We start from the raw sequence: 25,237 nt of genomic DNA on the forward strand, positions 1-25,237 counted from the left end.
CCTACGATGGGAGGGCGTGTCCGCCGGGAGGCGGGCACGCCGCCGCGCCCGCTGCCGGGGTGCGGCGGCCACGACGGAAGGACGCGATGCACGCCCCGGACCCCCCGCTCCGTGTCACGGTGGTCGTGGCCACCCGCAACCGCCGCGACGAGCTCGTCGCGCACCTGGGCCGGCACGAGGGCCCGGTCGTCGTCGTCGACAACGCGTCCACGGACGGCTCCGTGGACGCGGTGCGCGCCGCGCACCCCCACGTGCGGGTCGTGGAGCTGCCCCGTAACCTGGGCGCCGTGGCCCGAACGGTCGGCGTCCGGCTCGCCCGCACGCCCTACGTGGCCTTCGCCGACGACGACTCGTGGTGGGCCCCCGGCGCGCTGGCCCGCGCGGCGGCCGTCTTCGACGCCCACCCCCGGCTCGGCCTGCTCGCCGGGTCCATCGCCGTGGGACCCGAGGAGCGCCCCGATCCGCTCAACGCCGTGCTGGCCGCGTCCCCGCTGGGCATCCCGACGGGGTGTCCCGGCCCCGCGCTGCTCGGCTTCGTGGGCTGCGGGGCCGTCGTGCGCCGGTCCGCGTTCCTGGCGGCCGGCGGCTTCGACGACGTCGTGCGCTTCCCCGGAGAGGAGGAGCGCCTCGCCCTGGACCTGTTCGACGCCGGGTGGCGGCTGTCCTACGTGCCGGAGGTCCGCGCCCACCACCATCCCTCGCCGCGGCGGGAGACGGACGGCCGCCGGCAGGCCGAGCTCGTGCGCAGCCGACTGCTCACCGCGCTCATGCGCCGGCCCTGGCGGGTCGTCGCGCGCGAGCTGCGGGGGGCCCTGCGCGGCGGCGCCGCGGGACGCCGGGGCGTGCGCGGTGCCCTCCCCCGGGTGCCCGCCGCCCTGCGCGCCCGCCACCGGGTGTCCCCGACCACGGAGGCCGCGCTCGCGCTGCTGCAGGCCCCGACCCCCACCGACCCCACCGCACCGGAGGAGAACCCGTGACCGAGACCGCCCCCCGCCCCGAGGACTCCTCCGGCACCGGACCCGACGGGCGCGTCGCGGTCGTGATGATCACGCACAATCGCCGGGACGAGGCCCTGCTCGCGCTCGACCGGCTGGGCGAGCTGCCCGAGCGGCCGCACGTGGTGGTGGTCGACAACGGCTCCGCGGACGGCACGGCGGACGCGATCCGCGGGCGGCACCCCTGGGCGGAGCTCGTCGCGAGCCCCGTCAACCTCGGCGCGGTGGGCCGCAACATCGGGATCGACCGCGTCGGCACGCCGTACGTGGCGTTCTGCGACGACGACACGTGGTGGGAGCCGGGCTCGCTCCGGCGCGCGGCCGACGCGCTCGACGCCCACCCCCGCCTCGGCGTGGTCACGGGCCGGATCCTCGTGGAGCCCGGGTCCCGGGAGGACGCCATCAACGCGGAGCTGCTGCACTCGCCGGTCGAGGGGCCCGCGTGGATGCCCGGTCCCGCGCTGGGCAGCTTCCTCGCGGGGGCGTCCGTGGTCCGCCGGTCCGCGTTCCGCGCGGTGGGCGGGTTCAGCGAGCGGCTGTGGCTGGGCGGCGAGGAGGAGCTGCTCGCGGCGGACCTCGCCACGGCGGGCTGGGAGCTGGTGCACCTGCCCGGCGTGGTGGTCCACCACCAGGCCTCGACGGTCCGGGACCCGCACCTGCGGCGGCGGCACGGCCTGCGCAACACCCTGTGGTTCATCTGGCTGCGCCGGCCGCTGCGCGCGGCCCTGCGCCGCACCCGGGACGTGGTCGGCTCCGCCCCGCGGGACCGGGTCACGGCCCTGGCCCTGCTCGACGCCGTGCGCGGGGCGCCGTGGGTGCTGCGCGAGCGGCGCCCCCTGCCCGAGCACGTCGAGCGCCGGTTCGTGGCGCTTGAGGAGTCCCAGCGCAGCAGCCCCGCCCGGCGCTACGTCAGCTGAGGGACCCGCCGCCACCCCGGCGGAGCGGGCCGCTGCGCCGGCCGGACCGCCGGGCCGGGGCCGTCAGCGGGACCGCGCCGCGTCGCCCGTCCGGGGCAGGCCGGCGCCCTCCCGGAACCACGCGACCGTGCGCTCCAGCCCGTCCGCCCACGGGACCTCCGGGGCCCAGCCGAGGACCTCGGTGGCCAGCGTGGTGTCGGGCCGGCGCACCATGGGGTCGTCGACGGGCCGGTCGACGAACACGAGCTCCGAGGACGAGCCCGTCGCGGCGACGACGTCGCGGGCGATCTGCAGCACGGACAGCTCGTGCGGGTTGCCGATGTTCATGGGTCCACTGTGCCCGCTGCCGGCCAGGGCCAGGATGCCGCGCACGAGGTCGGAGACGTAGCACACGGAGCGGGTCTGGCCGCCGTCGCCGGCCACGGTGAGCGGCTCCCCCGCCAGGGCCTGGCGGATGAACGTGGGGATCGCACGGCCGTCGAAGGGCCGCATCCTCGGTCCGAAGGTGTTGAAGATCCGCACGATCGCCGTGTCCACCCCGTGCTCGGCGCGGTAGGCCACCGTCAGGGCCTCCGCGAAGCGCTTGGCCTCGTCGTAGACCCCGCGCGGGCCCACCGGGTTCACGTGGCCCCAGTAGCTCTCCGGCTGCGGGTGGACCTGCGGATCGCCGTAGACCTCCGAGGTCGAGGCGAGCACGAAGCGGGCGCCCTTGTCCTTGGCCAGGCCCAGGGCGTGGTGGGTCCCGATCGAGCCCACCTTCAGCGTGTGGATGGGCAGCTTCAGGTAGTCGATCGGGGAGGCCGGGGAGGCGAAGTGCAGGACCAGGTCCACGTCGCCGGGCACGTGCACGTAGTCGGTGACGTCGCACTGGACGAGCCGGAAGCCGGGGTCGCCCACGAGGTGCTCGATGTTGGCGGCCGAACCGGTGAGGAAGTTGTCCAGGCACACGACCTCCACCTCGCGGCGGCGCAGCTCGGTGCACAGGTGGCTGCCCAGGAAGCCGGTCCCGCCGGTCACGACGGCCCGGCGGATCGGTCGGGCGGCGCCCGCTGTGCTGGTCGCGTTCGTCGTGGCGTTCACGGTGCTCCTCTGGATCGGATCCGGTGCGGATCCGGATCGACGGTCGGGGTGGTGGTCGGGGTGGTGGTCGAGGTGCGGGACGGGCGGGAGGGCCGGGCCGGCGGGGTCAGGTGCGGTGCGCGCCCAGCTGGGCCCGGGCCGCGGCGAGCACCTCGGCGGGCGTGACCGCCGCGAGCCGCTCGTCCAGCCGGTCCGCGTGGGGGTCGCCCCATGCCTGCGCGGCCGGGTCGCCGTGCCACAGCACGGTGTGCAGGTCGGCGTCCACGGCGGGGCCCCACCAGGCGGGTGGGGTCGGGCCGAAGAGCACCACGGAGCGCACGGCCAGCGCGGTGGCCACGTGGGCCACGCCGGTGTCGGCGCTGAGCACCACGGCGGCGGCGCCGACGGTGTCGGCCAGTCCGTCCAGGTCGGAGCGGCCGCACCGGTTCTCCGCGGCGTCGACCCCGGCCACGACCGCGGCGGCGAGCTCCTCCTCGGCCGGGGAGCCGGTCACCACGATGCGGTGCCCGTCCGCCGCCAGGGCGGCGGCGACCTCGTGCCACCGCTCGGCCGGCCAGCGGCGGGACGCGGAGGCCGCGCCCGGGTGGATCAGCACGGGGGCGCCGGCGGGCGGAGGCCGGTGGGTGCGCAGGCGCAGGTCCTCGGGCCCGCACGGGCCGCCGGCCGCGCCCACCAGCCGGCACCACCGCTGCACCTCGTGCTCGTCCGCGCGCCAGTCCGGGCCGTCGTGGCCGGTCCCGGGTGCTGCGAAGGCGACGAGCCGCCCGGGCCGGGAGCCGAGGAGCAGCTCGTGGCTGAGCGGTCCGCGCCCGTGCAGGTTCACGGCGACGTGTCCCCCGGCCACGGGCGGCAGGGGCACGAGCCCCGGGAGGGGCAGCACGCCGTCGACGACGCCGAGCTCGGCGAGCCACGTGCCCACTCCCTCGGGGGCCGCGAGCACGAGCCGGTGCCCGGGCAGCATCCGGCGCACGCCGCGCAGGGGGGCCACGGCCGTCAGGGTGTCCCCGAGCCCGAGGGCGCGCAGCACGAGGACGTCCCCGGGGCCGATCGTCGCGGGTTCCACCGTCCACCGTCCGGGACCGGCGGTCCCGGAGCCGGCGGCGGCAGCGGTGGCGGTGCCGGACTCAGCGGTCACGGCCGGCCTTCTGCAGGATCGCGGTGGTCGAGCGCCCGGAGAGGTAGGGCAGCACGGTGACGGTGCCGCCCCAGCCGCGCACGTCGGCGGCCTCGGGGAGCTGCTCGGGCGTGTAGTCCCCGCCCTTCACCCACACGTCCGGGCGGAGCGCGTTGAGTGCCGCGCGCGGGTCGTCCTCGTCGAAGACGACGACCGCGTCGACGCTGCGCAGGGCGCCCAGGACGCGGGCGCGGTCGGAGTCGCCGACCACCGGGCGTCCCGGGCCCTTGAGCCGGCGGACCGAGTCGTCGGAGTTCAGCAGCACCACGAGGGCGTCGCCGAGCCGGCGCGCGGCGTCGAGGGAGGCGATGTGCCCGGCGTGCAGGACGTCGAAGCAGCCGCCGGTGGCCACGACGGTCCCGCCCCGGCCGCGGACCTCGCCCAGCAGCTCCTGCACCTCGCGGGGCAGCCGCTCGGCGCCCGGGTGCAGGGCCGCGCCGCCCTGCGCGCCGGCGGTGCGGCGGCTGCGGTAGGTGGCGGCCCCGCCCGCGGCGACCCACTGGCCCGCGGCCTCGACCGCGCTCTCCACGGCGGCCGTCACGTGCCTGCCGCCGGCCAGGGCGAGGGCGGCCGCGGAGGCGAACCGGTCGCCCGCCCCGCAGGGGTCGGTGTGGTGCACGGGCGCCGCGGGCACGAGCTCGGTGCCGGTGGACGTGGCCAGGTACGCCCCGTCCGCGCCCGCGGTGACGGCCACGGCGTGGGCCTCCCAGCGCCGGCGCAGGGCGCCCGCGAGGTCCCGGGGCGTCCCGGGAGCGGAGTCCCCGAGGGCGGCCGCGGCCTCGGCGGCGTTCGGGGTGACGAGCGTGCACCCCGGCACGGGGTCCCCGCCGCGCGGGTGGGGGTCCCACACCACCACGCCGCCGCGGGCGTGCTCCTGGAGCGCGGCGCGCACGGCGGGGTCGCGCGTGACGCCTCCCCCGTAGTCGGAGACCAGGACGGCGTCCGCCCCGGCCAGGACACCGGCCACGTGCTCGGCCGAGACGCCGACCGGGGTGCCCGGCCCGCCCTCGTCCACGCGCACGAGCGTCTGACCCGCGCTGCGGACGCGGGTCTTGGTGCGCGTCCCGCCCTCGTGCCCGAGGCGTTCCAGGGCGACCTCGCCGAGCGCCCCGGCCAGCTCCTGCCCGGCGGCGTCGTCCGCGGCGGGGGCCAGGAGGGTCACGGTGACCGCCGCGACGGAGCCGGCGGCGGGAGGCTCCGTGCACAGCAGCGCCGCCAGGCCCGCCCCGCCGGGGCTGGCGAAGACGGCGTCGACGTCGACCACGGGGACCGGCGCGTCGGGACTGAGGCGGGTCGAGGTGCCGGACACGTCCCGGTCCAGCAGGGCGTCGCCCACCACGACGATGTGCGAGGTGCTCACAGGACCCCCGCCCGGACGGCCGTCCGCGCCGGGGCCTCGGTCCCGGCCGGCGCGGCGCGCCCCGCGACCGGTGCCAGCCGCGCGTCGACGGCGGCGCAGACCGCGTGCAGCAGCATGAGGTGGACCTCCTGGATCACCGAGGTGCTGGGCGCGGCGACGGTCAGGGCCTCGTCCGCGAGCTCGGTCAGCGGGTTGGGGCCGGGGCCGGTGAGCGCCCAGACGTGCAGGCCGTGCGCCCGCGCCCGTTCGGCCGCGGCCAGGACGTTGGGGCTGCGCCCGCTGGTGGAGAGCACGACGAGCACGTCGCCCGCCCGGCCGTGGGCCTGGACCTGGCGGGCGAAGACCTCCTCCACGCCGTAGTCGTTGGCGATGGCGGTGAGGCTCGAGGTCTCCGCGGACAGGCACACGGCGGACAGCGGCCGGCGGTCGTCGACGAAGCGCCCCACGAGCTCCGCGGTGAAGTGCTGGGCCTCCGCGGCGCTGCCGCCGTTGCCCACGGCGAGCACCCGCCCGCCGTCCGTCAGCAGACCGGCGAGGCGGGCGCCCCACCGGTCCACGACGTCGGCGTGCTGGGCGGCGTCGCGGGCGGCGACCGTCAGCTCGTCCAGGTGCGTGCCGAGCCAGCGCTCGGTCAGCCCCAGCAGGGACGGGCTCTCCCGGCGGTGCCGTTCGACGACCCGGGCGTAGGAGCGCTCCGTCTCCCGGGCCACGTGCTCCCAGCCGAAGAGACGCTGCACGCGGTCCCGCCCGGCGCGCCCCATGCGGGCGGCCAGCTCGGGGTCCTCCAGGAGGGTGCGGAGGGCGGCCGCGGTCCCGGGGACGTCCCGCGGAGGCACGTGCAGACCGGTCACCCCGTCCTCGATGCTGTCGAGCAGCCCGCCCACCGCGGTGCCCACCACGGGGCGGGCGCAGGCCATCGCCTCGAGCGGCACCATGCCGAAGGGCTCGTACCAGGGGGTGCAGGCGACGACGTGCGCGGTGGCCAGCAGCGCCGCGGCGTCGTCGTGGCCCACCCGGCCGAGGAGCTGCACGCGGTCCGCCACACCGAGCTCCCGGGCCAGCGCCCGCAGGCGCACGGCCTCGGGGTCGCGGCCCAGCTCGGAGCGGTCGGGGCCGCCCGCCACGACGAGCTCCGTCCCGGGCAGCTCGGCCAGGGCGCGCACGACGACGTCCACGCCCTTGCGCTCCACGAGCCGGCCGAGCGCCACGATCCGGGGCGGGCGGTCGACGGCCGGCAGCGGGGCGGGCACGAAGGCGTCGAGGTCCACGCCGCACGGGACCACGTCGATCCGTCCGGGGTCCCCGCCGAGCGCGAGCAGCTCGGCGCGCTCGTCCCGGCACGTGGCCAGGACCAGGTCGGCGGCGGCGACGAGCTCGTTCTCGGCGGCGAGCCGGCCGGTGGGGCTGGTGTCGGCCGCGCCCTGGTGCCGGCGCTTGACGGCCCCGAGGGCGTGGAAGGTCTGCACCACCGGGATCTGCAGGGTCTCCGCGGCGCGGCGGGCCGCGAGCCCGGACATCCAGAAGTGGGCGTGCACGAGGTCGGGGGCCCCGTCCCGGGCCCAGTCGCGGGCGAGCCAGCGGCCGAACTCGTCCATGTACGGGGCGAGGTCGTCCTTGGGCAGCAGGCTGGGGGGCCCCGCCGGGACGTGGACCACGCGGGCCCGGGGCGCGAGCTCGACCTCCGCGGGGAGCCGCGGGTCGTCGCGCCGGGTGTAGACGACGACGTCGTGGCCCAGACGGGCGAGGCCCTCGGCCAGGGCGGCCACGTAGACGTTCTGCCCCCCGGCGTCGACGCCGCCGAGCGCGGCCAGCGGGCTGGCGTGCTCGGAGACCATTGCGATTCTCATGCTGTCACCTTCTCCAGGATGCGGTCCCAGTCCGCGAGGAAGCGGTCCGAACCGTAGTGTCTCAGGGCGTGCTCGCGGGCGGCGGTGCCCGCGGCGGCCGCCGCGTCCGGGTCCTCCAGCCACTGCCGGGCCTGCGCCGCGAGGGCCTCCGGGTCGTTGGAGAGCAGCCCCGCGGCGGGCGGCACGGCCCGCGGCGCCTCGGTGGTCGAGAGCCCGAGCACGGGCATCCCGAGGGTCATGGCCTCCAGCAGCGCCAGACCCAGGCTCGTCCACCGGTAGGGGTGGAAGTAGGCCCGGTGCTCGCCGAGGGCCGCGTGCAGCTTCTCCTGAGGATAGTTCTCGTGCAGCCGCCCGGCCATGTGGGGCGCGTGCTCGGCCAGGCGGTCCATCCCCATCCCGTAGACGTCCACGGGCAGCTCCTCGGCCAGGGCGGTCAGCAGGTCGGTGCCGGCGATCCGCCCGCGCCGGACGGGCTCGTTGACCACGGCGGCCAGACTGGCCGTGCGCCCGGTGTAGAGCGGGCCCGGGTCCAGGACACCGTGCTCCACCACCTCGGTGGGCGCGTCGCCGTTGTCCCACATCATCCGGTTGAAGTGCGTCACGTGCACCACGGGGACGTCCGAGCGCCCGGCCAGGGGGTGGCGGGTGGCCACCGCGGGTCCCCGGGGCGTGTCGTGCTCGACGTAGACGGCCGGGACGTCGGTGCCCGCCCGGCGCCCGGTCCAGCGCTCGAGCAGCTCCAGCTCGTGGGGGCGCTGCAGGACCACCACGTCGAACGCGGCGTCGGCCAGCTCGTCCGGGGTGAGCTCCACCGCGGCGGCGGGCCAGTCCCAGGTCTCGGCGCGGCCCCGGCCGTCGGGGCCGCGGTCCGCGACGACGGGCAGCAGGTAGGTGTGGGGTCCGTGCACGAACGACGTCGTCCACGAGCCGTGGACGTGCCAGGTCAGGATGCGCACCCGCGCCCTCCTTCCGGTTCGGTGACTGTGGCGGCCGGGGTGCCGTCCGTCAGCTCCGCGACGGCGGCGAGCACCGTCGCGGGGGACACGGAGGACAGGCACGGGTGCCCCGGGACGGGGCAGTCCCGGGCACGGGAGCCCCGGCAGTCCGCGCCCTGGTCCCCCAGCAGCACGACCGGCACGCCGTAGGGCGCCCACCGCTCGGGCGGGACGACCGGGGAGAAGAGGGACACCACGGGGGTCCCGACGGCCGCCGCGAGGTGCGCCGGGCCCGTGTTGCCCACCACGACGCACGCCGCGGCGTCCAGCACGGCGGCGAGGCCGGGCAGGTCGGTCCGGCCGCCGAGGTCGAGCACGGCGCCGCGGGGCGGGGCGACTCCGAGCGGGGCGGACCGCGCGGCGTCGAGGGTCGCGGCGGTGAGCCCGCGCTCCCCCGGCCCGCCGGTGAGCACCACGGCGTGCCCGGCGTCCGCGAGCCCCGCCGCGAGGGCGCCGGCGTGCTCGGGCGTCAGCCCGCGCGAGGGCACGGAGGCGCCCGGGTGCAGGACCACGTACGGCCCCGGCAGGGCCGCGACCGCCGCGGGCAGGGACGGGAGGGGACGGCGCACCGCGAGGCGCAGCTCCTCGGGGGCGGGCCGCGGGGCGCCGGCGGCGACCGCGACCTCCACCGCCGCCTCGACCTCGTGGCCCCCACCGGGCGGGTCCGCGCGGCGGTGCCGGACGTCCAGCAGCGACCCCGGATAGTCCTCGCTCGTGCCGACCACGCGGTCGATCCCGGCGAGCCGGGCCAGCAGGGCCATGGGCAGGGGGCTCTGGTGGAAGGACGTGAAGACCACCGCGAGGTCGTAGCCGCGGGCGGCGAGGTCGTCGACGAGGGCCGTCGTCGCGTCCCGGTCCACGGGCGGGGGCCGGAAGCCCGACCACGGCGCGGGGTACTCGAGCACCTCGGCCACGTCCGGCAGCAGCCGGCCGGCGGCGGCGCCGGACGGGGAGGCCAGCAGGTCCACGGGGTGCCCCAGCCGGGCCAGGGCGCGGACGGCGGGCCCGGTCAGCAGGACGTCCCCGTCCGAGTCGAGGCGGACGGCGAGGGTGCGGCCCATGCTCAGCCCCGGGACCCGGCCGCCACGGCCGGGACCTCGGTCGGGCGCGCGTCCTGGCGGGCGGCCGGGCCGCCGTGCGCAGCGGGGGCGACGACGGCCGCGACGGCGTCGCGCAGGGTCCGGGCGACGACGGGCGCGGCGGCGACCTCCTCCTCGCGGGTCACCGGGGTGGGGACCAGGACGCTGCGCGCGCCGGCGGCCTGGGCGGCCTCGACGTCCGCGCCGATGTCCCCAATCAGCACGCACTGGGACGGGTCCACGCCGAGCGCGGCGGCGGCGGCGCGGACCATGCCCGGCCGGGGCTTGCGGCACGGGCAGTCCTGCTCCGGGGCGTGCGGGCACACCTGCCAGGTGTCGAAGGGCCCGAGCAGCTCGCTCACGCGCGCGTTGACGGCGTCGACCTCCTCGCGGGTCAGCAGCCCGCGGCTGATCCCCGACTGGTTGGACACCACGCCGATCCTCCACCCGGCCGCGCGCACGGCGTCCACCGCCTCGCGGGCCCCGGGGACGAGCTCGACGGCGTCGGGATCCCCGTTGTACGGAACGTCGTGGACCAGGGTGCCGTCCCGGTCGAAGAGCACGGCGCGCACCGGCACGGGCCAGGGACCGGTCTCCCGGTGCCGCCACCAGCCCCGGGCCTTGTGCCGCACGGCGGCCACGGGGATCGCGGCGCTGGTGCGGAGCATCCGGTGGAGTTCCGGCAGGAACTCCGGGTCCCCCGGGCGCGGTCCCGGGACCGTGCGCAGCAGCACGAACCGCCCGGTCAGCCAGGTCCAGGCCACCGCGCCGGCGCCGGCCGCGGCCAGGGCCGCGCGGCGGGCGGAGCGCCGGCCGAGGACGGTGGCCGTGAGCGCGGAACCGGCCCCCGCACCGGCCGTGGCCAGGGCGGCGACCGTCGCGACGTGCCACGGGAAGCCGCCGGGAGGAGCCTCGGCCGCGCGGCGCCAGTCGGGTCCGTGCAGCCGGCGCATGAGGGCGTCGTCGGCGTTGCCGGCCTGCACGCGCAGGCTCACGAGGTCGTCGGCCGGACGCACGGGGTGGGTGATCCGCCGCCGGCCGCGCGCCAGCTGCCACCCCGCCCGGCGCACGCGCAGGGCGAGGTCGGCGTCCTCGCGGTAGGCGCGCGGGAAGCGCTCGTCGAAGCCGGAGACGGCCTCGAGGGCGGCCACCCGGTAGGCCATGTCCGCGGTCGCCCAGTCGGCGTCCTGCAGGGACGCGGTGTTGCGCTCCCAGTCGGTGGGCCGCCGGGAGTCCGGCAGCGGGACGTCGATGCGCCCCTGCGTCGCGCCGGTCCCGGGTCCGCAGGCGGCGAGGTCCTCGGCCAGCTGCCGGGCCCAGCCGGCGGGCAGCTCCACGTCGTCGTCGAGGAAGGCGATCCACTCGGCCCCCGAGCGGCGGGCGGCACGCCACCCCCGGTTGCGCGCCGCGGCCGGGCCCCGGCCGTGGCCGCGCACCGTACGCACGGTCCAGGCGACGGTGTCCGGCACGGTCGGGCGGAGCGGTTCGACGTCGCCGGGGCGGTCGTCGACCACCACGACCTCGAGCGGTCCGGGGTGCTGGGCGTCGACGTCCTGGGCGCTGAGCGTGTCCAGCAGCCACTGGAGCGTGGGCCGGCCCACCGAGGGGACGACCACGGCGTAGCTCGCGGGGGCCGGCGTCATCGGGGCCCCTGGAAGAACGCGGCGCGGCTGACCATGTGCGGGCCGAGCACGAGCGCGGCCACCGGGGCGGAGCCGAACAGCTCGAGAGCGTCGCGCGGGTCGTCCACCATGGGACGGCCGGCGGTGTTGAGCGAGGTGTTGACGACGACGGGCACGCCCGTGCGCTCGTCGAAGGCACGCAGCAGCGCCGCGATCCCGGCGTTATCCTCGTCGGTGACCGTCTGGATGCGGGCGGTGCCGTCCACGTGCGTGACGGTGGGGATGCGCTCGCGCCACTCGGGGGCCACGTCGTGGACAAAGAGCATGAACGGGCTCGGCATCGGTCCTCCCCCGAAGATCTCCGCGGCCCGCTCCTCGAGGACCATGGGCGCCACGGGCCGGAACTGCTCACGGCCCTTGACGTCGTTGAGCCGCTCGAGGTTCTCGGCGCGCATGGGGTTCGCCAGGAGGGAGCGGCGGCCCAGGGCGCGCGGGCCGAACTCGCTGCGGCCGTCGAACCACGCGATCACGCCGTCCTCCGCGAGGATGTCGGCGACCTCCCCGGCGAGGTCCTCGGGGGTGGTGAAGGGCACCTGGGCGGTGGTCAGCCACTGCGCGAGCTCGTCGTCGGACCAGCTGCGCCCGAGGGCCGCGGTCGGCTGGGGGGCGCCGAGCTCCCCGGCCTCCTGGGCCAGGTGCAGGGCCGCGCCCAGCGCGGTCCCGGAGTCGCCGGAGGCGGGCTGGACCCAGACCTCCTCGAAGGGCGTCTCGCGCCAGATCCGGGAGTTCGCCACGCAGTTCAGGGCGGTGCCGCCGGCCATCGTCAGGACCCGGTCCCCGGTCTGCTCGTGCAGCCAGGTGGCGAGGTCCACGAGGACCTCCTCCACCACGGCCTGGACGGAGGCGGCGAGGTCGGCGTGGTCGCCGCCCCAGGTGCCGTCGTCGATCCGGCGGGGCGCGAAGCGGGTCCAGTCGGGCGCCTGCGCGCAGAAGCCGCCGTCGCCCTTGGCGCGGACGAGCTCGCGCAGCTCGGGCAGGAACCGCGGCTCGCCGTAGGAGGCCAGGGCCATGACCTTGAACTCGTCGCTCGAGCGCAGGAAGCCCAGGTGGTCGGTGAGGGACTCGTAGAGCAGCCCGAGGGACTCGGGCAGGGCCTGGCGGTGCAGGATCTCCAGCTCCCCGTCCCGGTAGCGGCCGGCCAGGTGCGAGTGGGCCTCGCCGCGGCCGTCGACCACCAGGACGCTGCTCGTGCGGGAGGGGGCCGCCAGGCCGGCGGAGGCGGCGTGGGCCACGTGGTGCTCCACGAAGCGGACCTTGCCGCGGTCCAGACCGGGCAGGGCCTCGGCGAGGAAGCCGGGCGCCCGGCGGGCGTAGTCCACCCGGACCGGGTCGTAGGGGTCGTCCGGCATCTCGGCGGCGATCGCCGGGTCGAACGAGTAGCCGACGGCGTCCAGGTCCGCGGGCGTCAGGCCCGCCTCGGCGAGACACCAGCGCATCGCCTGCTCGGGCAGCTCCCACGCCGAGAACGGGACGGGACGCTTGCCGTGCTTGCGCCGGGAGAAGCGCTCCTCCTCCGCGGCCGCCACCACTCGGCCGTCCACGACGAGAGCCGCCGCGGGGTCATGAAAAATCGCGTTGATGCCCAGGTAGTTCATGGATCGGAGTATTGCACAAACTGATCAGGCGGCTGATATTGGGGCCGGTCAGCGGCGGTTCCGGCCGGCCTCCGCCGCCTCGAGCGGTCCGGGGGCGAGGTCGATGCCGAGGTCGCCGCCGAGGCGGCCCGCGAGCTCGCGGTCGAACGCGCGGTCGGGATCGTGGACCGGCGCCCCGGCCGGGTCCACCAGGAGCTCCCGGACGAGCTCGTCGAGCTGCTCGAACCCGCTCGGGGCCTTCGCGGCCCTCGCCCCGGCCGCCGACCGTCCGTCCGGCGACAGGCACCAGCGCAGCTGCTCGTCGAGCCGGCCGCCGTCGAGCTCGTCCGCTCCGACCACGGCCGGCCAGTCCCAGGCGCGGGCCTGCGCCGTGACCTTGCCGCCGCCGGCCACCGGGTCGACGGCGAGCACGGGCACTCCGGCCCGCAGGGCCAGGACGAGACCGTGCATCCGCATGGTCACCACGGTGTCGAGCCGGGCGATGACCGAGCCCGCCTGCGCCGCGGTGGCCGGCAGCCGCCAGTCCCGCGGGTCCAGCCGGGTGTCCAGGGGCAGGCGCGCGGCGTCGAGGCCGCCCAGCCACTCCTCCAGTCCGGACCGCACGGTGTCGTGCCGGCGGCGGGCGCCGTACTCGTGCTGCCCGGAGGTGAGGTAGACCCCCAGCACGGGCACGAGCTGGGGGACGGCTCGCGCCGCCAGGTCCCGGCGGCCGGGCGCACCGGGCCGGTCACGGGCGATCACCCGGTGGAAGCCTGCGGTCACCGGGTCCTCGGGGTCGAGCACGCTGACCCCGACCGCGATCCGGCGGCAGTGGGCGAAGCGCTCGTGCAGCTCGGCGATCGAGCGTCCGGTCGCGGGCCCGCACACGAACAGCAGGTGGGTGTAGCGGGCGGGGTCCGCGGCGTCGAGCCGCAGCCCGCCGGGCGGGCACATGACCGCGCTCCAGGCCACGTCGTGCGGGATCCCCGCGGTGCTGAGGGCGTCGGCGACGGCGTCCATGGCGAGGACGTCGCCGGCCGTCGCCTCGCCGTGCAGGACGCTGGACCAACCGACCACGAGTGTGCGCATGGGCCCGACGCTACCGGCCGCGAGAGGTCCCGCGGGCACCGGGCGGGCCCGCTGTGGGGACTGTCACCTCCGGCGACGACTCCGCGGGGCGACCGGCGGCGCACGCCACGGACGTCCGGGCCCCGCGATCGGGTCGGGCGGCCTGCCGCGACGTCCCGTCCAGCAGGACCGCCGCGCGGAGCTCGGGGCCGAGCCGGGGGCGCGCGCCCGCTCCACCCCCGGACGCTGACCCGGCGGCCTCAGACCGGAGCCGGGGCGGTCCGGGCGCGGGGTCGTCCGGCGGCGTACCACTGGGCGAAGAGCGCCACGACCAGGGCGACGTCCACCACGTCCCCGCCGTAGTACATGACCTGGGCGCCGATCCGCGCGTCGGAGGCCCCGACGCCGTCCGGCGGGTGCCCGTACAGGTGTTTCGCGAGCACCGAGTGGACGGTCAGGAAAGCGACGAGCACCGCCGCGCGCAGCCGGAACGAGCCCCGGTGCGGGTCCGGGTCCACCCCGGCCACGGCCGCGGTGAAGAGGTACCCGGCGAGCAGGACGTGGGCGTGCACCGCCGCGTGCAGGAGCGGCGAGGCGTGCATCAGACCGTAGAGCCCCGTCGTGTAGAGCAGCCACAGGCCGCCCGCGTTGAGCACCCCCGCCACCACCGGGTGGGTCACGACCCGCACGGGCGGCGTGCGCAGGACCCGGGCCAGGAGCCGGGCCCGGGCCACGGGCAGCGCGCGCAGCGCCAGGGTCACGGGGGCGGCGAGCACCAGCAGCAGCGGGGCGGCCATGCCCAGCAGCACGTGCCCGGCCATGTGGGCGGCGAACCCGGTCCGGGACGCCTCGGCGAGCGGGCCGACCAGCGCGGCCCCGGCGCAGGCGAGTCCGGCCGCCCACAGCACCGTGCGGTGCACCGGCCACGGGCTGCGGTGCCGCGCCGCCCACAGCCCGGCGGCGTAGCCGGCGGCGGCCAGGGCCAGCAGGAGGAGGACGGCGGCGTCGAGCAGGACCCAGCCGGCGGAGCCGTGGTGGGGGGTCATCGCCCCGTGCGGACGGAGGGGGCCGGGCGGGCCCGGCGGAGCAGCACGAGGCCCACGGCGAGCGCGAGCACGGCCGTGCCGATCCAGGCGGCGTCGTAGACGAGCAGGTCCACGTCGTAGCGGACCTGGTGGATCCGGAGCACCTTGTGCAGGACCACGCCGTCGAAGAGCTGGAACGCGCCGAGGCCCACGAGCAGTGCGCCGCTCCAGCGGCCCCAGGACACGGGGCCCCGGCGCCGGACGTCGGCGAGCAGGAAGAGGGAGCCGACCGTGACGAACCAGCCGAAGGCGTGGAAGAGCCCGTCCGAGAACAGCGCGACGCCGGTGGTGGACAGGTCGTAGAAGTGGTGCCAGTGCAGGAGCAGGTGGAACACGGCGAGGTCCACCACGGAGGCGGCGACGCCCGCCCCGAGCAGCGCGCCGGCGAGCAGGGTCCGGCGGTCCTGGTCGGCCATGGGTCCTCCTGGTGCGCGCGGGTGGGGTCGCGGTCCAGCCTACGGCGGCCCCACCGGCTGTCCAGGGCCGGGCGGCCGGGGCGGTCCGGGTGGTTCAATGGCACGGTGCGCAACGACAACCTGACCCGCCGCGAGGCCGCCGACCGTTCCGAGCTCCTCGCCGTGGAGGAGTACGACGTGCTGCTGGACCTGTCCACCGCGCCGGACCCGGAGGAGGACTCGTTCCGGTCCGTGACGACCGTGCGCTTCACCGCCGAGGAGGGCGCCCAGACGTTCCTGGACTTCATCGCGCACTCCGTGGAGTCCGTGACCGTCAACGGCCGGGAGCTGGACCCGGACGACGTCGTCGAGGGCGCCCGGATCCGCCTGCCGTCGCTGGAGGCGAGCAACGAGGTGTCGGTGGCCGGGCGCGGGCTGTACTCGCGCTCGGGCGAGGGGATGCACCGTTTCGTGGACCCCGCCGACGGGCTGACCTATCTGTACACGCAGTACGAGCCCGCGGACGCCCGCCGGGTCTTCGCGAACTTCGAGCAGCCGGACCTCAAGGCGTCCTTCCGGTTCACGGTGCTGGCCCCGTCGGCCTGGCAGGTCTCCTCCAACGGGGTGCGCATGGCGGCGTCCCCGGCCCCGGACGCCGAGCGGGACGGCGCGGTGCGGCACGAGTTCTCCCCCACCCAGCGGATCTCCACGTACATCACCACGGTGCTGGCGGGCCCGTACCACCGGGTCGCGGGCGAGTGGCGGCACACCTTCGAGGACGGCAGCCGCATGTCCGTGCCGCTGGCCCTGTACTGCCGCGCCGCGCTGGCGGAGCACCTGGACTCCCGGGAGCTGCTCGACCTGACCCGGCAGGGCCTGACCTTCTTCACCGAGCTCTTCGACCATCCGTACCCGTTCGGCAAGTACGAGCAGGCGTTCGTGCCCGAGTACAACCTGGGCGCCATGGAGAACCCGGGGCTGGTGACCTTCACCGAGGAGTACCTGTTCCCGGACGGGGCCACCCGGGCCCAGTTCCAGGGCCGGGCCAACACCCTCATGCACGAGATGTCCCACATGTGGTTCGGTGACCTCGTGACCATGGCGTGGTGGGACGACCTGTGGCTGAAGGAGTCGTTCGCGGAGTTCATGGGCGCCCACGCGTCCGTGCAGGCCACGGACTTCGAGGAGGCGTGGGTCGCGTTCGCGGACCGCCGGAAGGCCTGGGCGTACCGGCAGGACCAGCTGCCCACCACCCACCCGGTGGTCGCCGACGTCCCCGACCTCGAGGCCGCCCGGCAGAACTTCGACGGCATCACCTACGCCAAGGGCGCCGCGGTGCTCAAGCAGCTCGTGGCGTTCGTGGGCTACGAGGCGTTCGTCGAGGCGTGCCGGGCCTACTTCCGCCGCCACGCCTACGGGTCGACCACCCTGGAGGACTTCCTGGCCGTGCTGGAGGAGGCCTCCGGGCGGGACGTGCGCGGCTGGGCGCAGTGCTGGCTCGGCACCTCCGGCGTCTCGACGCTGTCCCTGGACCTCGCCCGGGACGCCGACGGCACCGTGACCTTCGCGGCGCTGCTCCAGGACCCCGGGGCCGGGGTCCTGCGCCCCCACCGGCTGCTGCTCGGCGGCTACGAGCGCGGCCCCGGGGACGTCCTGGTGCGCACCGGCACGGTGAGCGTGGACCTGCCGGCGGAGGCCTCCGTGGAGGTCCCCGAGCTCGTGGGCTCGACCGCCCCCCTGCTGGTGGTCAACGACGAGGACCTCACCTACGCCAAGACCCGCCCGGACCCGCTCTCCCTCACCACGGCGCTGAGCTCGCTGTCCTCCGTGGAGGACGGCATGGCCCGGGCCCAGCTGTGGTCGGCGCTGTGGAACGCCGCGCGGGACGCCGAGCTGGACCCCGGGGACTGGGTGGGCGCCGTCCTCGACCACGGCTTCGCCGAGCCGCAGGCCGGGATCTTCTCCACCGCCGTGGACCACGCCGTGGAGGCCGTCGAGCGCTTCACCCCGGCGGCCCGGCGGGACCGCCTGCGCGGGCGGCTGCTCGACGCCGCCGTGCGGGAGCTGCGCCGGGCGGACCCCGGCAGCGACCGGCAGCTGGCCCTCGCCCGGCTCACCGCGCGCACGGCCCGGCGCGACGGGAGCCACGCCGGGTGGCTGCGCGACCTGCTCGGCGGGCGGGACGCGCTGCCCGGGCTGCGGGTCGGCCCGGAGCTGCGCTGGGCGCTGTGGACGGCGCTCGCGGCCACCCGCCACGGCGAGGACCCCGGGCTGGACGCCGCCCTGGAGCGGGAGCGCGCCGCGGACCGGACGCGCGGCGGGCAGGTCGGCTGGGCCCGGACGAGCGCCGCCCGCCCGCTCCCGCGCGCCAAGGCGGAGGCGTGGGCGGCGATCACCGGTGACGAGCTGTCCAACGACCTGCTCACGGCGACGATCACCGGGTTCCGGCTCGGTCCCGCGGAGCTGCTCGAGCCGTACCGCGAGCCGTACTTCGCCATGCTGGAGGAGGTGTGGGAGGGGCGCTCCATCGGGATGGCCACCCGCATCGTGCAGGGGCTCTATCCCTCCGACGCCGATCTCGAGCCCGGCCGCGACCCCGAGCACCACCCGGTGCTCGCCCGCACGGAGCTGTGGCTGAGCAACCACGCCGGCGCCCCGGCCGCCCTGCGCCGGATCCTGGTGGAGGAGCGCGACCACCTGCTGCGGGCCCTGCGGGCGCAGGCGGCTGCGCGGGCCTGACCCGGTCGCCGGGTCCCCCGTGCCCGGGCCCACCCGGGGTACGGACCGGGAGGATCTGGGGGATCGCCGGCGGGGAACGGTGGCTCCGGGCGCCCGTGCGGGCGGCCGGGAGTCCGGCTCAGGCGGCGGGGCGGCCCGAGCGGCGCAGGACGCGGTCCACCGCGCGCTGGGCGTCCGCGTTGGACTTGAAGACCCGGCGGTCGAGGCTCTGGCCGAGCGACATCGACGAGTTGCCCAGCTGCAGCAGGTTCACCTTGGAGTCGTTGCGGCGCTCGCGGCGCGGCTGGGGCGCCTGCGGGCCGGTCCGGGCGTCATAGGCCATGGTGGGTCCTTTCCGTGACTCCTCCAGTGTAGGAGGCCGCCGCCCCACTGAACAGAGCGCCGCCGGTCATCCGGGGTACCGCCGTGCCCGGGACGTGTACCAGCCCCGGTCCACGGACCGCCGCACCCACCAGGTGCGGGCCACCAGGACGAGGGACAGCACGTGCAGCAGCACGAGCACCGTCCAGTACGCCGCGGCGGCCCCGGCCGTGAACGGCACCGACGCCGCCCCGGCGAGCATCAGCATGACCAGGGCCTCGAGGTTCAGCGCGTAGCGCAGGGGGCGCATCACGCGCACGGAGATGTCGTGCTCCGGCTGCCGGTTGATCCAGGACAGCAGCACCGCCACCACGGACATCACGATCGACGCCGCCGCGGACGGGACCGCCCAGCCGGGCCCCAGGACGTGCTCCCGCACGGTCGAGACGAGGCCGACGAGCAGCAGGACCGCGGTGATGACGGTGACCGCCACGGAGGCGAACGCCGTGATGCCCTGCCGCGCCGGCAGGATGACCAGCTCGCAGAAGGCGTCGTCGAAGCGGGACGTGGGCCGCAGCGCCAGGTGGCCGCGCACCGCCCCGGGCCACTGCCGCACGGTGCGGTCCTCGGCGAGCACCCGGTCCACCGCCCGGTGCGATCCCCCCGGGGCGCCGCCGCGCCCGCCCTCGTGCGCGAGGACCGTGAACTCGTGCAGCCGGACCTCCGGGGGCACCGTCAGCTCGAGGTGGAAGCTGCGGCAGGACGCGAGGTCGTGCAGGCCCACCCGCCCCACCCACGGCATCCAGCAGTGCCGCAGCCGGTCCCGCGCCCGGGGCCGGCGCCCGGCGGCGTACTGCTCGTCCATGGCGTACTTGAGCACGAGCCGCCGTCCCGCGAACTCCGCGGGCACCGCGAAGGTCAGCAGGAAGCCCCGGGCGAGCTGGTCGGCCACCGTGGTGAACAGCGCGAGGTCGGCGTCCCAGTGCTCGGCGTCCTCGGCCGGGAGCGCCCCCCGGTCCACGAGGTCCCGGACGACCGTGCGCAGGTGCTCGCAGTAGGTCCAGAACCCGTCGAGGGCGTCGTCCACGAGCAGCTCGGGGGCGTGCACGATCGCCGGCACGTGGTCGTCCGCCAGGACGGCCGCCTCCGCGAGCGGCAGCTGCTCCGGGATCAGCCCGCGCAGGAGCTGCTCGGCGAGCGCGCCGTTGTCCTCCGTGCTCAGGACGGGCAGGGGGTCGCCCTGGCAGACGGCGTCGAAGTTGCGCAGCGGCTGCTTGGCCTGGATGGTCACGGGCACCAGCAGCCGGCCGGCGGCGTCGGCCGGCCACGGGGCGCGGGCGGCGAGGTCCACGTCGAGGGAGACCTTGCGCCGGGTGACGCCGTCGGGGCTCATGAGCACGGACTCCACGCGGCGGTGGATCCAGTCCCCGGGGTCGAGGAACAGGGCGCGCAGCACGTCGACGTCCACCGCCGTGCGGTCGGGCTCGGGCGGGGGAACCTGGCCCTGGGGCATCCGCGCGCCTCCTCTCGGGTCCCGGTCCGGCTCTCGTCCCGGGCGGTCACCGGGGCCCGCCCGGTGTCCTGGTCGGCCATCATTGCACCAGTCGGCCCGGACACCGTACGGGTCGGGCGGTGCGCGGGCCGTCCCGGGAATCGTGAGAAGCTATTGACGACTTGATGCCCCAGCTCCATCGAGGGAGACCATGACCGACTACGCGCTCAACGACCGCGGCTCTCTGGAGATCATCACGGAGAACTTCTACGACACCGAGATCATGCGGGTGTTCGGCGGTCTGTCCTTCGGCAAGCTACGCACCTGGACGGGCAACGCGGCGCTGGTCCCGGAGCCGGACAACCCCTTCGACCCGCACACCGTCTCGGTGCGGATCGGGTCCAACAAGATCGGGCACCTCGCCCAGCAGGACGCGCAGCGGTACTGGCCGTACCTCGCGCGGGTCATCGCGTCCGGCTACACGCCGGTGGCGCCGCTGAAGCTGGAGGCCACGGTCCTGCGCCAGGACGGGCAGGCGGAGGTGGACGCCGCGGCGCGGCTGTCGATCGCGGCCCCGGACCTGCTGTTCCCCCTCAACACTCCCCCGACGCACGCCGCGGTGCTGCCGCAGGGCCCGTCCATCAAGGTCCTGGACGAGCAGGAGTTCGCCGACTACCTGCACGGCGTGATCCCCCCGTCCGGGGAGGGACGCGTGATGCTGACCCTGGAGACCAACAAGGTCCGCAACCACCACGGCCAGACGCTGGACATCGTCGACGTGCTCTACGAGCGCCGGCAGGTGGGGCGGCTGTCCACCCAGATGTCCGAGCAGTTCATCCCGATCATCGACCACGCGTTCCAGCGCGACCGGCTCACCGCGGTGTGGGGGACCATCCGGGGGTCGGCCTTCGAGGTCTCGATGACCCTGCAGGCCGCGCGTCCGGAGGACATCCCCGCCGAGTGGTTCGAGCGGCTGCCCAACGACGTCCCCGAGCTCCTGCCCCCGGCCGACAGCCACCCCGTCCCGGACGCCTACGTCCCGGCCGAGGCGGACCGCTCGCGCAACGCCAAGAAGTGGCGCAAGGGCCTGGCCGTCTCCCCCGCGGCGGGCGGTGCCGAGCGCGCCCCGCACGACGACGACGTGTCCGCGCAGCGGTCCTCCGCCGGCCCGGGCACCGGCGCCCTCGGCCGGGTGCACGTGGCCGTGTGGGTGCTGCTCGTCCTGACCGTGGCGCTGGGCGCCGCGGGCGTGGTGTTCCTCGGCATCGAGCCGCTGGTCACCGCCCTGTGCTTCATCGTGGCCGTGGCCACCGGGTTCATGGCCGTCTACCTGTTCCGGATGAGCACCGGAGCGGTCCGCCGATGATCAGCCGCCGCGAACGCTTCCTGCAGATCCTCGAGGTGCTCTCGAAGCACGGCTTCGGCTTCGCCCTCGGCGGGATCAAGGAGGAGTGGCGCGGGCCGCTGGCCCGGGTCCGGCTGATCGACCCGGACAAGCTCTACAGCCAGCCCGTGCACCTGCGGCAGGCCCTCGAGGAGCTCGGCCCCACGTTCGTGAAGCTCGGGCAGGTGGTCTCGACCCGCCCGGACCTGCTGCCGCCGCGCTACGTGCAGGAGCTGACGCGGCTGCAGGACAGCTCGCCGCCGGTGCCGCCGGAGCGGATCCGCGCGATGATCGAGTCGGAGCCCGACTCCGCCGCGGAGGAGATCCTCGCCGAGATCGACCCCGTGCCCCTGGCCACCGGGTCCATCGGCCAGGCACACGCGGCCGTGTACAAGGGGGTGGACGTCATCGTGAAGGTGCGCCGGCCCGGAGTCGTCGAGGAGGTCAACCGGGACCTGGAGATCCTCTCGGAGCTCGCCAAGCTGCTGTCCACCTACTGGCCGGCGGTGGAGCACTTCGACCTCACCGGCCTCGCGGACGAGTTCGCCCAGTCCCTGCGGGACGAGCTGGACTACCTCACGGAGGCCCGCAACGCCCAGCGGATGGCCGAGAACTTCATGGGCGACCCCCGGGTGCACATCCCGGAGATCTTCTGGGAGGCCTCGACGTCCCGGATCCTCACGATGGAGCGGATCCACGGGATCAAGATCAACGACTACCCCGCGCTCGAGAACGCCGGCCTGGACCGGCACCTGCTGGCCGTGGACTCGACCGAGGCCATCTGCCGGATGATCTTCGAGCACGGCTTCTTCCACGCCGACCCGCACCCGGGCAACCTCTTCGTGGAGGGCGGCGGGCGGATCGGCATCATCGACTTCGGGATGATGGGCGCCCTCACGGACGAGTTCCGGGACCACCTGGTGACCCTGATGCTCGGCGTGGTCCAGGAGAACCCCCGCCGGGTGGCCGCGGGGCTGATCGGGCTCACGTCGCAGGAGCAGGACGTCAACAAGAAGGACCTCGACCGGGACGTGGCGGTCATGCTGCGCCGCTACGCCAACAAGCCGCTGCACGAGGTGCGGGTGGGCCACCTCATGGGCGACCTCATCGGGCTGCTGCGCCGCTACCGGATGCACCTGCCGCGCGAGTCCGCCCTGTTCCTGCGGATGCTCGTCACCGCCGAGTCCGTGGGCACCGGCCTGGACCCGGAGTTCGACCTCGTCTCGGTCCTCACCCCGTACGCGCAGCGGTTCGTGCTGCACCGGCTCTCCCCGGAGATCCTCGCCAAGCGGATGCGCGACATCCTGCAGGACGCGGTGCAGATGGGGGTGGAGGCGCCCGAGTACCTCCGCCGCCTCATCCTGGTGCTGGAGCGCGGCGGGTTCGACGTGCACCTGCGCGCCGACGAGTTCGAGCCGCTGCTCAAGCGGGGCGAGAAGATCGGCCACCAGGTGGTGGCCGGCGCGGTGATCGCCGCGTCCATCAACGGCATGGCCCACATCCTCGCCTCCGACCCTGAGCGGTGGGGGAAGTTCCACACCCCCCTCATCGCGGGCGGCGCGACCACCGTGGGCACCCTCACCGGCTACCTCGTGCTCTCCACCAACGTGCCCAAGGTGCGCCGGCTGGCCAGCGCCATCAGGGTCCGCCGCCGCTTCTGAGCCGGGCCGGCGGGCGGACCGGCCCGGGGCCGGCCTCCCCGCCGCCGCGTCCGCGCCGGGTGCTGCGGGCCGTCAGTCGCGGGCCGGCGGCATCTCGAGGTGCACGACCTTGACCTGGGTCATCTCGTCAAGCAGCTCGGGTCCGTAGCCGAAGCCCGCGCCGGACGCCCGGCGCGGCTGCGCGGCACCGCCCGGGGCGCCGCCGAAGACGTTGTTGACCTTCAGCGTGCCCACGGGCAGCTCGGCCACGGCGCGCTGGGCGTGGGCGATCCGCCCGGTGAGCACGGTCGCGGCCAGCCCGTAGCGGTCCTCGGCGGCCCGGCGCAGCCCCTCCGCGAAGCTGTCCACCACCTGGACCGGGGCCACGGGGCCGAAGGTCTCCTCGGTCATCACCGTCATGGCGGGGGTGCACTCGCGCAGCACGGTGGCCGGGTAGAACGCCCCGGGTCCTTCGGGGATCTCCGCGCCCTCGAGCACGACCGCGCCCCGGGCGACGCTCTCGGCGACCTGGCGGTGCACCTCCTCGCGCATCCGCTCGTCGACCAGCGGTGCGAGGGCGCCGTCGGCGTTGCGCCGGCGGGCCTCCTCGGCCAGGGCCGTGAGGAACGGCTCGGCCACCCCGCGGTGCACGTAGATGCGCTCGACCGCCACGCAGATCTGGCCCGAGTTGGCGAAGGAGCCGAGCGCCGCCTGCCCGGCGGCCCAGACCGGGTCCACGTCGTCGTCGATCACGAGGGCGTCGTTGCCGCCGTTCTCCCGGAGCACGTGCGCCCCGGTGCCGACCGCCGCCCGGGCGATGGCCTCGCCGGTGGCGGTGGAGCCGACGTGCGCGACGACGTCGACGTCCGGCAGCGCCGTGAGCAGCTCCCCGACGGCGGCGCCGCCGGTGAGCGTGCTCAGCACCCCGGCCGGCAGCGCCCCGGCGAGGATCTCCCCGAGACGGGCCCCCACGTGCGGGCACCGCTCGCTGGGCTTGTGCACCACCGTGTTGCCGGTGACGACCGCCGCGCCGAGCAGCCCGGCGGCCACGGCCACGGGGTCGTTCCAGGGGGTCAGGGCGACGACGACGCCGCGCGGCTCCGCGACGGTGTAGTCCGCCGCCAGCGCGCTGCCGCGCAGGCTGTGGCCCCGGTGCACGGGGCCGAGCTCCGCGTACTGGTGGAGCGTGCCGACGCCGGCCAGGACACCGCCCAGGGACTCCTCGACGGGCTTGCCCGTCTCGCGGGCGTTGAGCTCGGCGAGCTCCTGGGCGTGCTCGGCCAGGCGGTCCGCGGCGGCGCGCAGGGCCTTGCCGCGCTCCTCGGGGGCGGTCCGGGCCCAGTCCCGGGCGGCGGCACGGGCGGTCGCGACCGCGGCCCGGACCTCGTCCCCCGTGGCCGCGGGCAGCGTGCCCACGGTGGAGCCGTCGCGCGGGTCCAGCACGGTGAGCTCGGTGGTCGGGGCGGTGGCGGGTGCTGCGGTGGTCATGGAACTCCTTCTCCGTGGGGCGGGCGTCCAGCGGCCGCGCGGGTCCGGACACCCCGGGGGCCGTCACGATGAGCATACTTACCGACGACCCGGAACCGGCTACGGTAGCAGTGACCAGGCCGCCGCACCCGCGGGGCCTGTCCCCTTGTTCCGACCAGGAGCAGCACGTCCCGCCCGCGGCACCGGCCGCGGGCGGGACCGTGTCCAGCAGAGAGGAAGTTGCATGAGTTACCAGCCCACCAACCCCGGCCGGGTCCTGATCACCGGCGGTGCCTCCGGGCTCGGCGCCGCCGTGGTGGAGGCGGTCCGCGAGCGCGGCGGCACCCCCGTCGTCCTGGACCGGGACATCAGCTCGCTGACCGGCGTGACCGCCTACGAGGTCGACGTCGCGGACACCGCCGCGGTGACCGAGGCCGTGCGGCAGGCCGTCGAGACCGCCGGCGGCCTGGACGCGGTGGTCACGGCGGCCGGGATCGACCGCTGCGGCCGGCTGGAGGACGTGGCGAGCACCGAGTGGGAGAAGGTGGTGCAGGTCAACCTGTTCGGCACCGTGTCCACGGTGCGTGCGGCGCTGCCCGCGCTGCGGGCCTCGCAGGGACGGGTGATCACCGTGGCGTCCACCCTGGCGCTGAAGGGCGTCTCGGACGCGACGGCCTACTGCGCCTCCAAGTTCGGGGTGCTGGGCTTCGGCCAGGCCCTGGCCGCGGAGCTCAAGGGCGAGGTCGGGGTCACGCAGCTCATCCCCGGCGGCATGAAGACCCGCTTCTTCGACGACCGGGACGAGCAGTACAAGCCCCAGGACGACTCCCAGCTCAACGACCCGGAGAACGTGGCCGACGCCGTGCTGTTCGCCCTCGCCCAGCCCCGGGGCTGCGAGATCCGCGAGCTGTTCATCGCCCACGCCGAGGAGGGCTCCTGGCCCTGATCGGCCGTCGGGCGCGGC

At 76.2% G+C, this 25,237-nt stretch carries 20 protein-coding genes; 6 read left to right on the forward strand and 14 right to left on the reverse strand.

Features of this window, described 5'->3' with window-relative positions; translation table 11 throughout:
* Nucleotides 1-86 precede the first annotated feature (86 nt).
* Nucleotides 87-977, forward strand: a complete 891-nt coding sequence (locus ACH9D3_RS15645) for a glycosyltransferase family 2 protein (RefSeq protein ID WP_396398228.1) — start codon at nucleotides 87-89, stop codon at nucleotides 975-977.
* Entirely contained in the window at nucleotides 974-1,912 is a 939-nt protein-coding gene (locus tag ACH9D3_RS15650) for a glycosyltransferase (RefSeq protein WP_396411636.1), read from the forward strand. Before ACH9D3_RS15645 ends, ACH9D3_RS15650 begins: the two co-directional genes overlap by 4 nt.
* 63 nt (nucleotides 1,913-1,975) lie before the next feature.
* Here ACH9D3_RS15650 and ACH9D3_RS15655 read toward each other — a convergent pair whose 3' ends face one another.
* The 11 genes from ACH9D3_RS15655 to ACH9D3_RS15705 form a co-directional block, all read right to left on the reverse strand.
* On the reverse strand, nucleotides 1,976-2,992 hold the full coding sequence (locus ACH9D3_RS15655) for an NAD-dependent epimerase/dehydratase family protein (RefSeq protein ID WP_396411637.1): 1,017 nt from the start codon (nucleotides 2,990-2,992) through the stop codon (nucleotides 1,976-1,978).
* 106 nt (nucleotides 2,993-3,098) lie between these two features.
* Nucleotides 3,099-4,127, reverse strand: a complete 1,029-nt coding sequence (locus ACH9D3_RS15660; RefSeq protein ID WP_396411638.1) for a glycosyltransferase family 9 protein — start codon at nucleotides 4,125-4,127, stop codon at nucleotides 3,099-3,101.
* On the reverse strand, nucleotides 4,117-5,526 hold the full coding sequence (locus tag ACH9D3_RS15665) for a PfkB family carbohydrate kinase (RefSeq protein WP_396411639.1): 1,410 nt from the start codon (nucleotides 5,524-5,526) through the stop codon (nucleotides 4,117-4,119). The genes ACH9D3_RS15660 and ACH9D3_RS15665 overlap by 11 nt, the downstream gene beginning before the upstream one ends.
* Nucleotides 5,523-7,373 (reverse strand): glycosyltransferase, encoded by a 1,851-nt coding sequence (locus ACH9D3_RS15670; RefSeq protein WP_396411640.1) that lies wholly within the window; start codon nucleotides 7,371-7,373, stop codon nucleotides 5,523-5,525. Before ACH9D3_RS15670 ends, ACH9D3_RS15665 begins: the two co-directional genes overlap by 4 nt.
* Nucleotides 7,370-8,329 (reverse strand): glycosyltransferase, encoded by a 960-nt coding sequence (locus tag ACH9D3_RS15675; protein ID WP_396398234.1) that lies wholly within the window; start codon nucleotides 8,327-8,329, stop codon nucleotides 7,370-7,372. The genes ACH9D3_RS15670 and ACH9D3_RS15675 overlap by 4 nt, the downstream gene beginning before the upstream one ends.
* A complete protein-coding gene (locus tag ACH9D3_RS15680; RefSeq protein ID WP_396411641.1) occupies nucleotides 8,317-9,429 on the reverse strand; it encodes a glycosyltransferase family 9 protein in 1,113 nt (370 codons plus the stop codon). Before ACH9D3_RS15680 ends, ACH9D3_RS15675 begins: the two co-directional genes overlap by 13 nt.
* A gap of 2 nt (nucleotides 9,430-9,431) precedes the next feature.
* A complete protein-coding gene (locus ACH9D3_RS15685; RefSeq protein ID WP_396411642.1) occupies nucleotides 9,432-11,090 on the reverse strand; it encodes an HAD-IIIA family hydrolase in 1,659 nt (552 codons plus the stop codon).
* The gene (locus ACH9D3_RS15690) at nucleotides 11,087-12,724 is read right to left on the reverse strand and encodes a carbamoyltransferase C-terminal domain-containing protein (RefSeq protein WP_396411643.1); all 1,638 of its coding nucleotides are present in this window, start codon (nucleotides 12,722-12,724) and stop codon (nucleotides 11,087-11,089) included. The genes ACH9D3_RS15685 and ACH9D3_RS15690 overlap by 4 nt, the downstream gene beginning before the upstream one ends.
* A 48-nt stretch (nucleotides 12,725-12,772) precedes the next feature.
* Nucleotides 12,773-13,792, reverse strand: a complete 1,020-nt coding sequence (locus ACH9D3_RS15695; RefSeq protein WP_396411644.1) for a polysaccharide pyruvyl transferase family protein — start codon at nucleotides 13,790-13,792, stop codon at nucleotides 12,773-12,775.
* A 239-nt stretch (nucleotides 13,793-14,031) separates the two neighbouring features.
* Nucleotides 14,032-14,817: a cytochrome c oxidase assembly protein gene (locus tag ACH9D3_RS15700; protein WP_396411645.1), complete on the reverse strand. Its 786-nt coding sequence runs from the start codon at nucleotides 14,815-14,817 to the stop codon at nucleotides 14,032-14,034.
* The gene (locus ACH9D3_RS15705) at nucleotides 14,814-15,272 is read right to left on the reverse strand and encodes a DUF2243 domain-containing protein (protein ID WP_396411646.1); all 459 of its coding nucleotides are present in this window, start codon (nucleotides 15,270-15,272) and stop codon (nucleotides 14,814-14,816) included. Before ACH9D3_RS15705 ends, ACH9D3_RS15700 begins: the two co-directional genes overlap by 4 nt.
* 105 nt (nucleotides 15,273-15,377) lie before the next feature.
* Here ACH9D3_RS15705 and pepN point away from each other — a divergent pair, with 105 nt between their 5' ends.
* Complete coding sequence (gene pepN / locus ACH9D3_RS15710; RefSeq protein ID WP_396411647.1) at nucleotides 15,378-17,990, forward strand: aminopeptidase N; 2,613 nt, start codon at nucleotides 15,378-15,380, stop codon at nucleotides 17,988-17,990.
* A 118-nt stretch (nucleotides 17,991-18,108) separates the two neighbouring features.
* On the opposite strand, the gene ACH9D3_RS15715 is transcribed toward pepN, so the two are convergent.
* Nucleotides 18,109-18,312 carry a hypothetical protein gene (locus ACH9D3_RS15715; RefSeq protein ID WP_396398242.1) on the reverse strand — a complete coding sequence of 68 codons (204 nt, stop codon included), beginning with the start codon at nucleotides 18,310-18,312 and terminating at the stop codon, nucleotides 18,109-18,111.
* A 66-nt stretch (nucleotides 18,313-18,378) separates the two neighbouring features.
* Nucleotides 18,379-19,803, reverse strand: coding sequence for a hypothetical protein (locus tag ACH9D3_RS15720; protein WP_396411648.1), 1,425 nt, complete (start codon nucleotides 19,801-19,803; stop codon nucleotides 18,379-18,381).
* Nucleotides 19,804-19,993: 190 nt separating this feature from the next.
* Between ACH9D3_RS15720 and ACH9D3_RS15725 the strand changes: the two genes are divergently transcribed.
* Together ACH9D3_RS15725 and ACH9D3_RS15730 are read left to right on the forward strand one after the other, a co-directional pair.
* On the forward strand, nucleotides 19,994-21,148 hold the full coding sequence (locus ACH9D3_RS15725; protein ID WP_396398244.1) for a hypothetical protein: 1,155 nt from the start codon (nucleotides 19,994-19,996) through the stop codon (nucleotides 21,146-21,148).
* Nucleotides 21,145-22,827 carry an AarF/UbiB family protein gene (locus ACH9D3_RS15730; protein WP_396411649.1) on the forward strand — a complete coding sequence of 561 codons (1,683 nt, stop codon included), beginning with the start codon at nucleotides 21,145-21,147 and terminating at the stop codon, nucleotides 22,825-22,827. The genes ACH9D3_RS15725 and ACH9D3_RS15730 overlap by 4 nt, the downstream gene beginning before the upstream one ends.
* A 72-nt stretch (nucleotides 22,828-22,899) precedes the next feature.
* Here ACH9D3_RS15730 and ACH9D3_RS15735 read toward each other — a convergent pair whose 3' ends face one another.
* Nucleotides 22,900-24,294: an aldehyde dehydrogenase family protein gene (locus tag ACH9D3_RS15735; protein ID WP_396411650.1), complete on the reverse strand. Its 1,395-nt coding sequence runs from the start codon at nucleotides 24,292-24,294 to the stop codon at nucleotides 22,900-22,902.
* Between the two features lie 223 nt (nucleotides 24,295-24,517).
* Here ACH9D3_RS15735 and ACH9D3_RS15740 point away from each other — a divergent pair, with 223 nt between their 5' ends.
* Nucleotides 24,518-25,219, forward strand: coding sequence for an SDR family NAD(P)-dependent oxidoreductase (locus tag ACH9D3_RS15740; protein ID WP_396411651.1), 702 nt, complete (start codon nucleotides 24,518-24,520; stop codon nucleotides 25,217-25,219).
* Nucleotides 25,220-25,237: the final 18 nt, after the last annotated feature.

Origin of the sequence: Kocuria kalidii, assembly GCF_044462225.1 — a bacterium.
GTDB lineage: Bacteria > Actinomycetota > Actinomycetes > Actinomycetales > Micrococcaceae > Kocuria > Kocuria kalidii.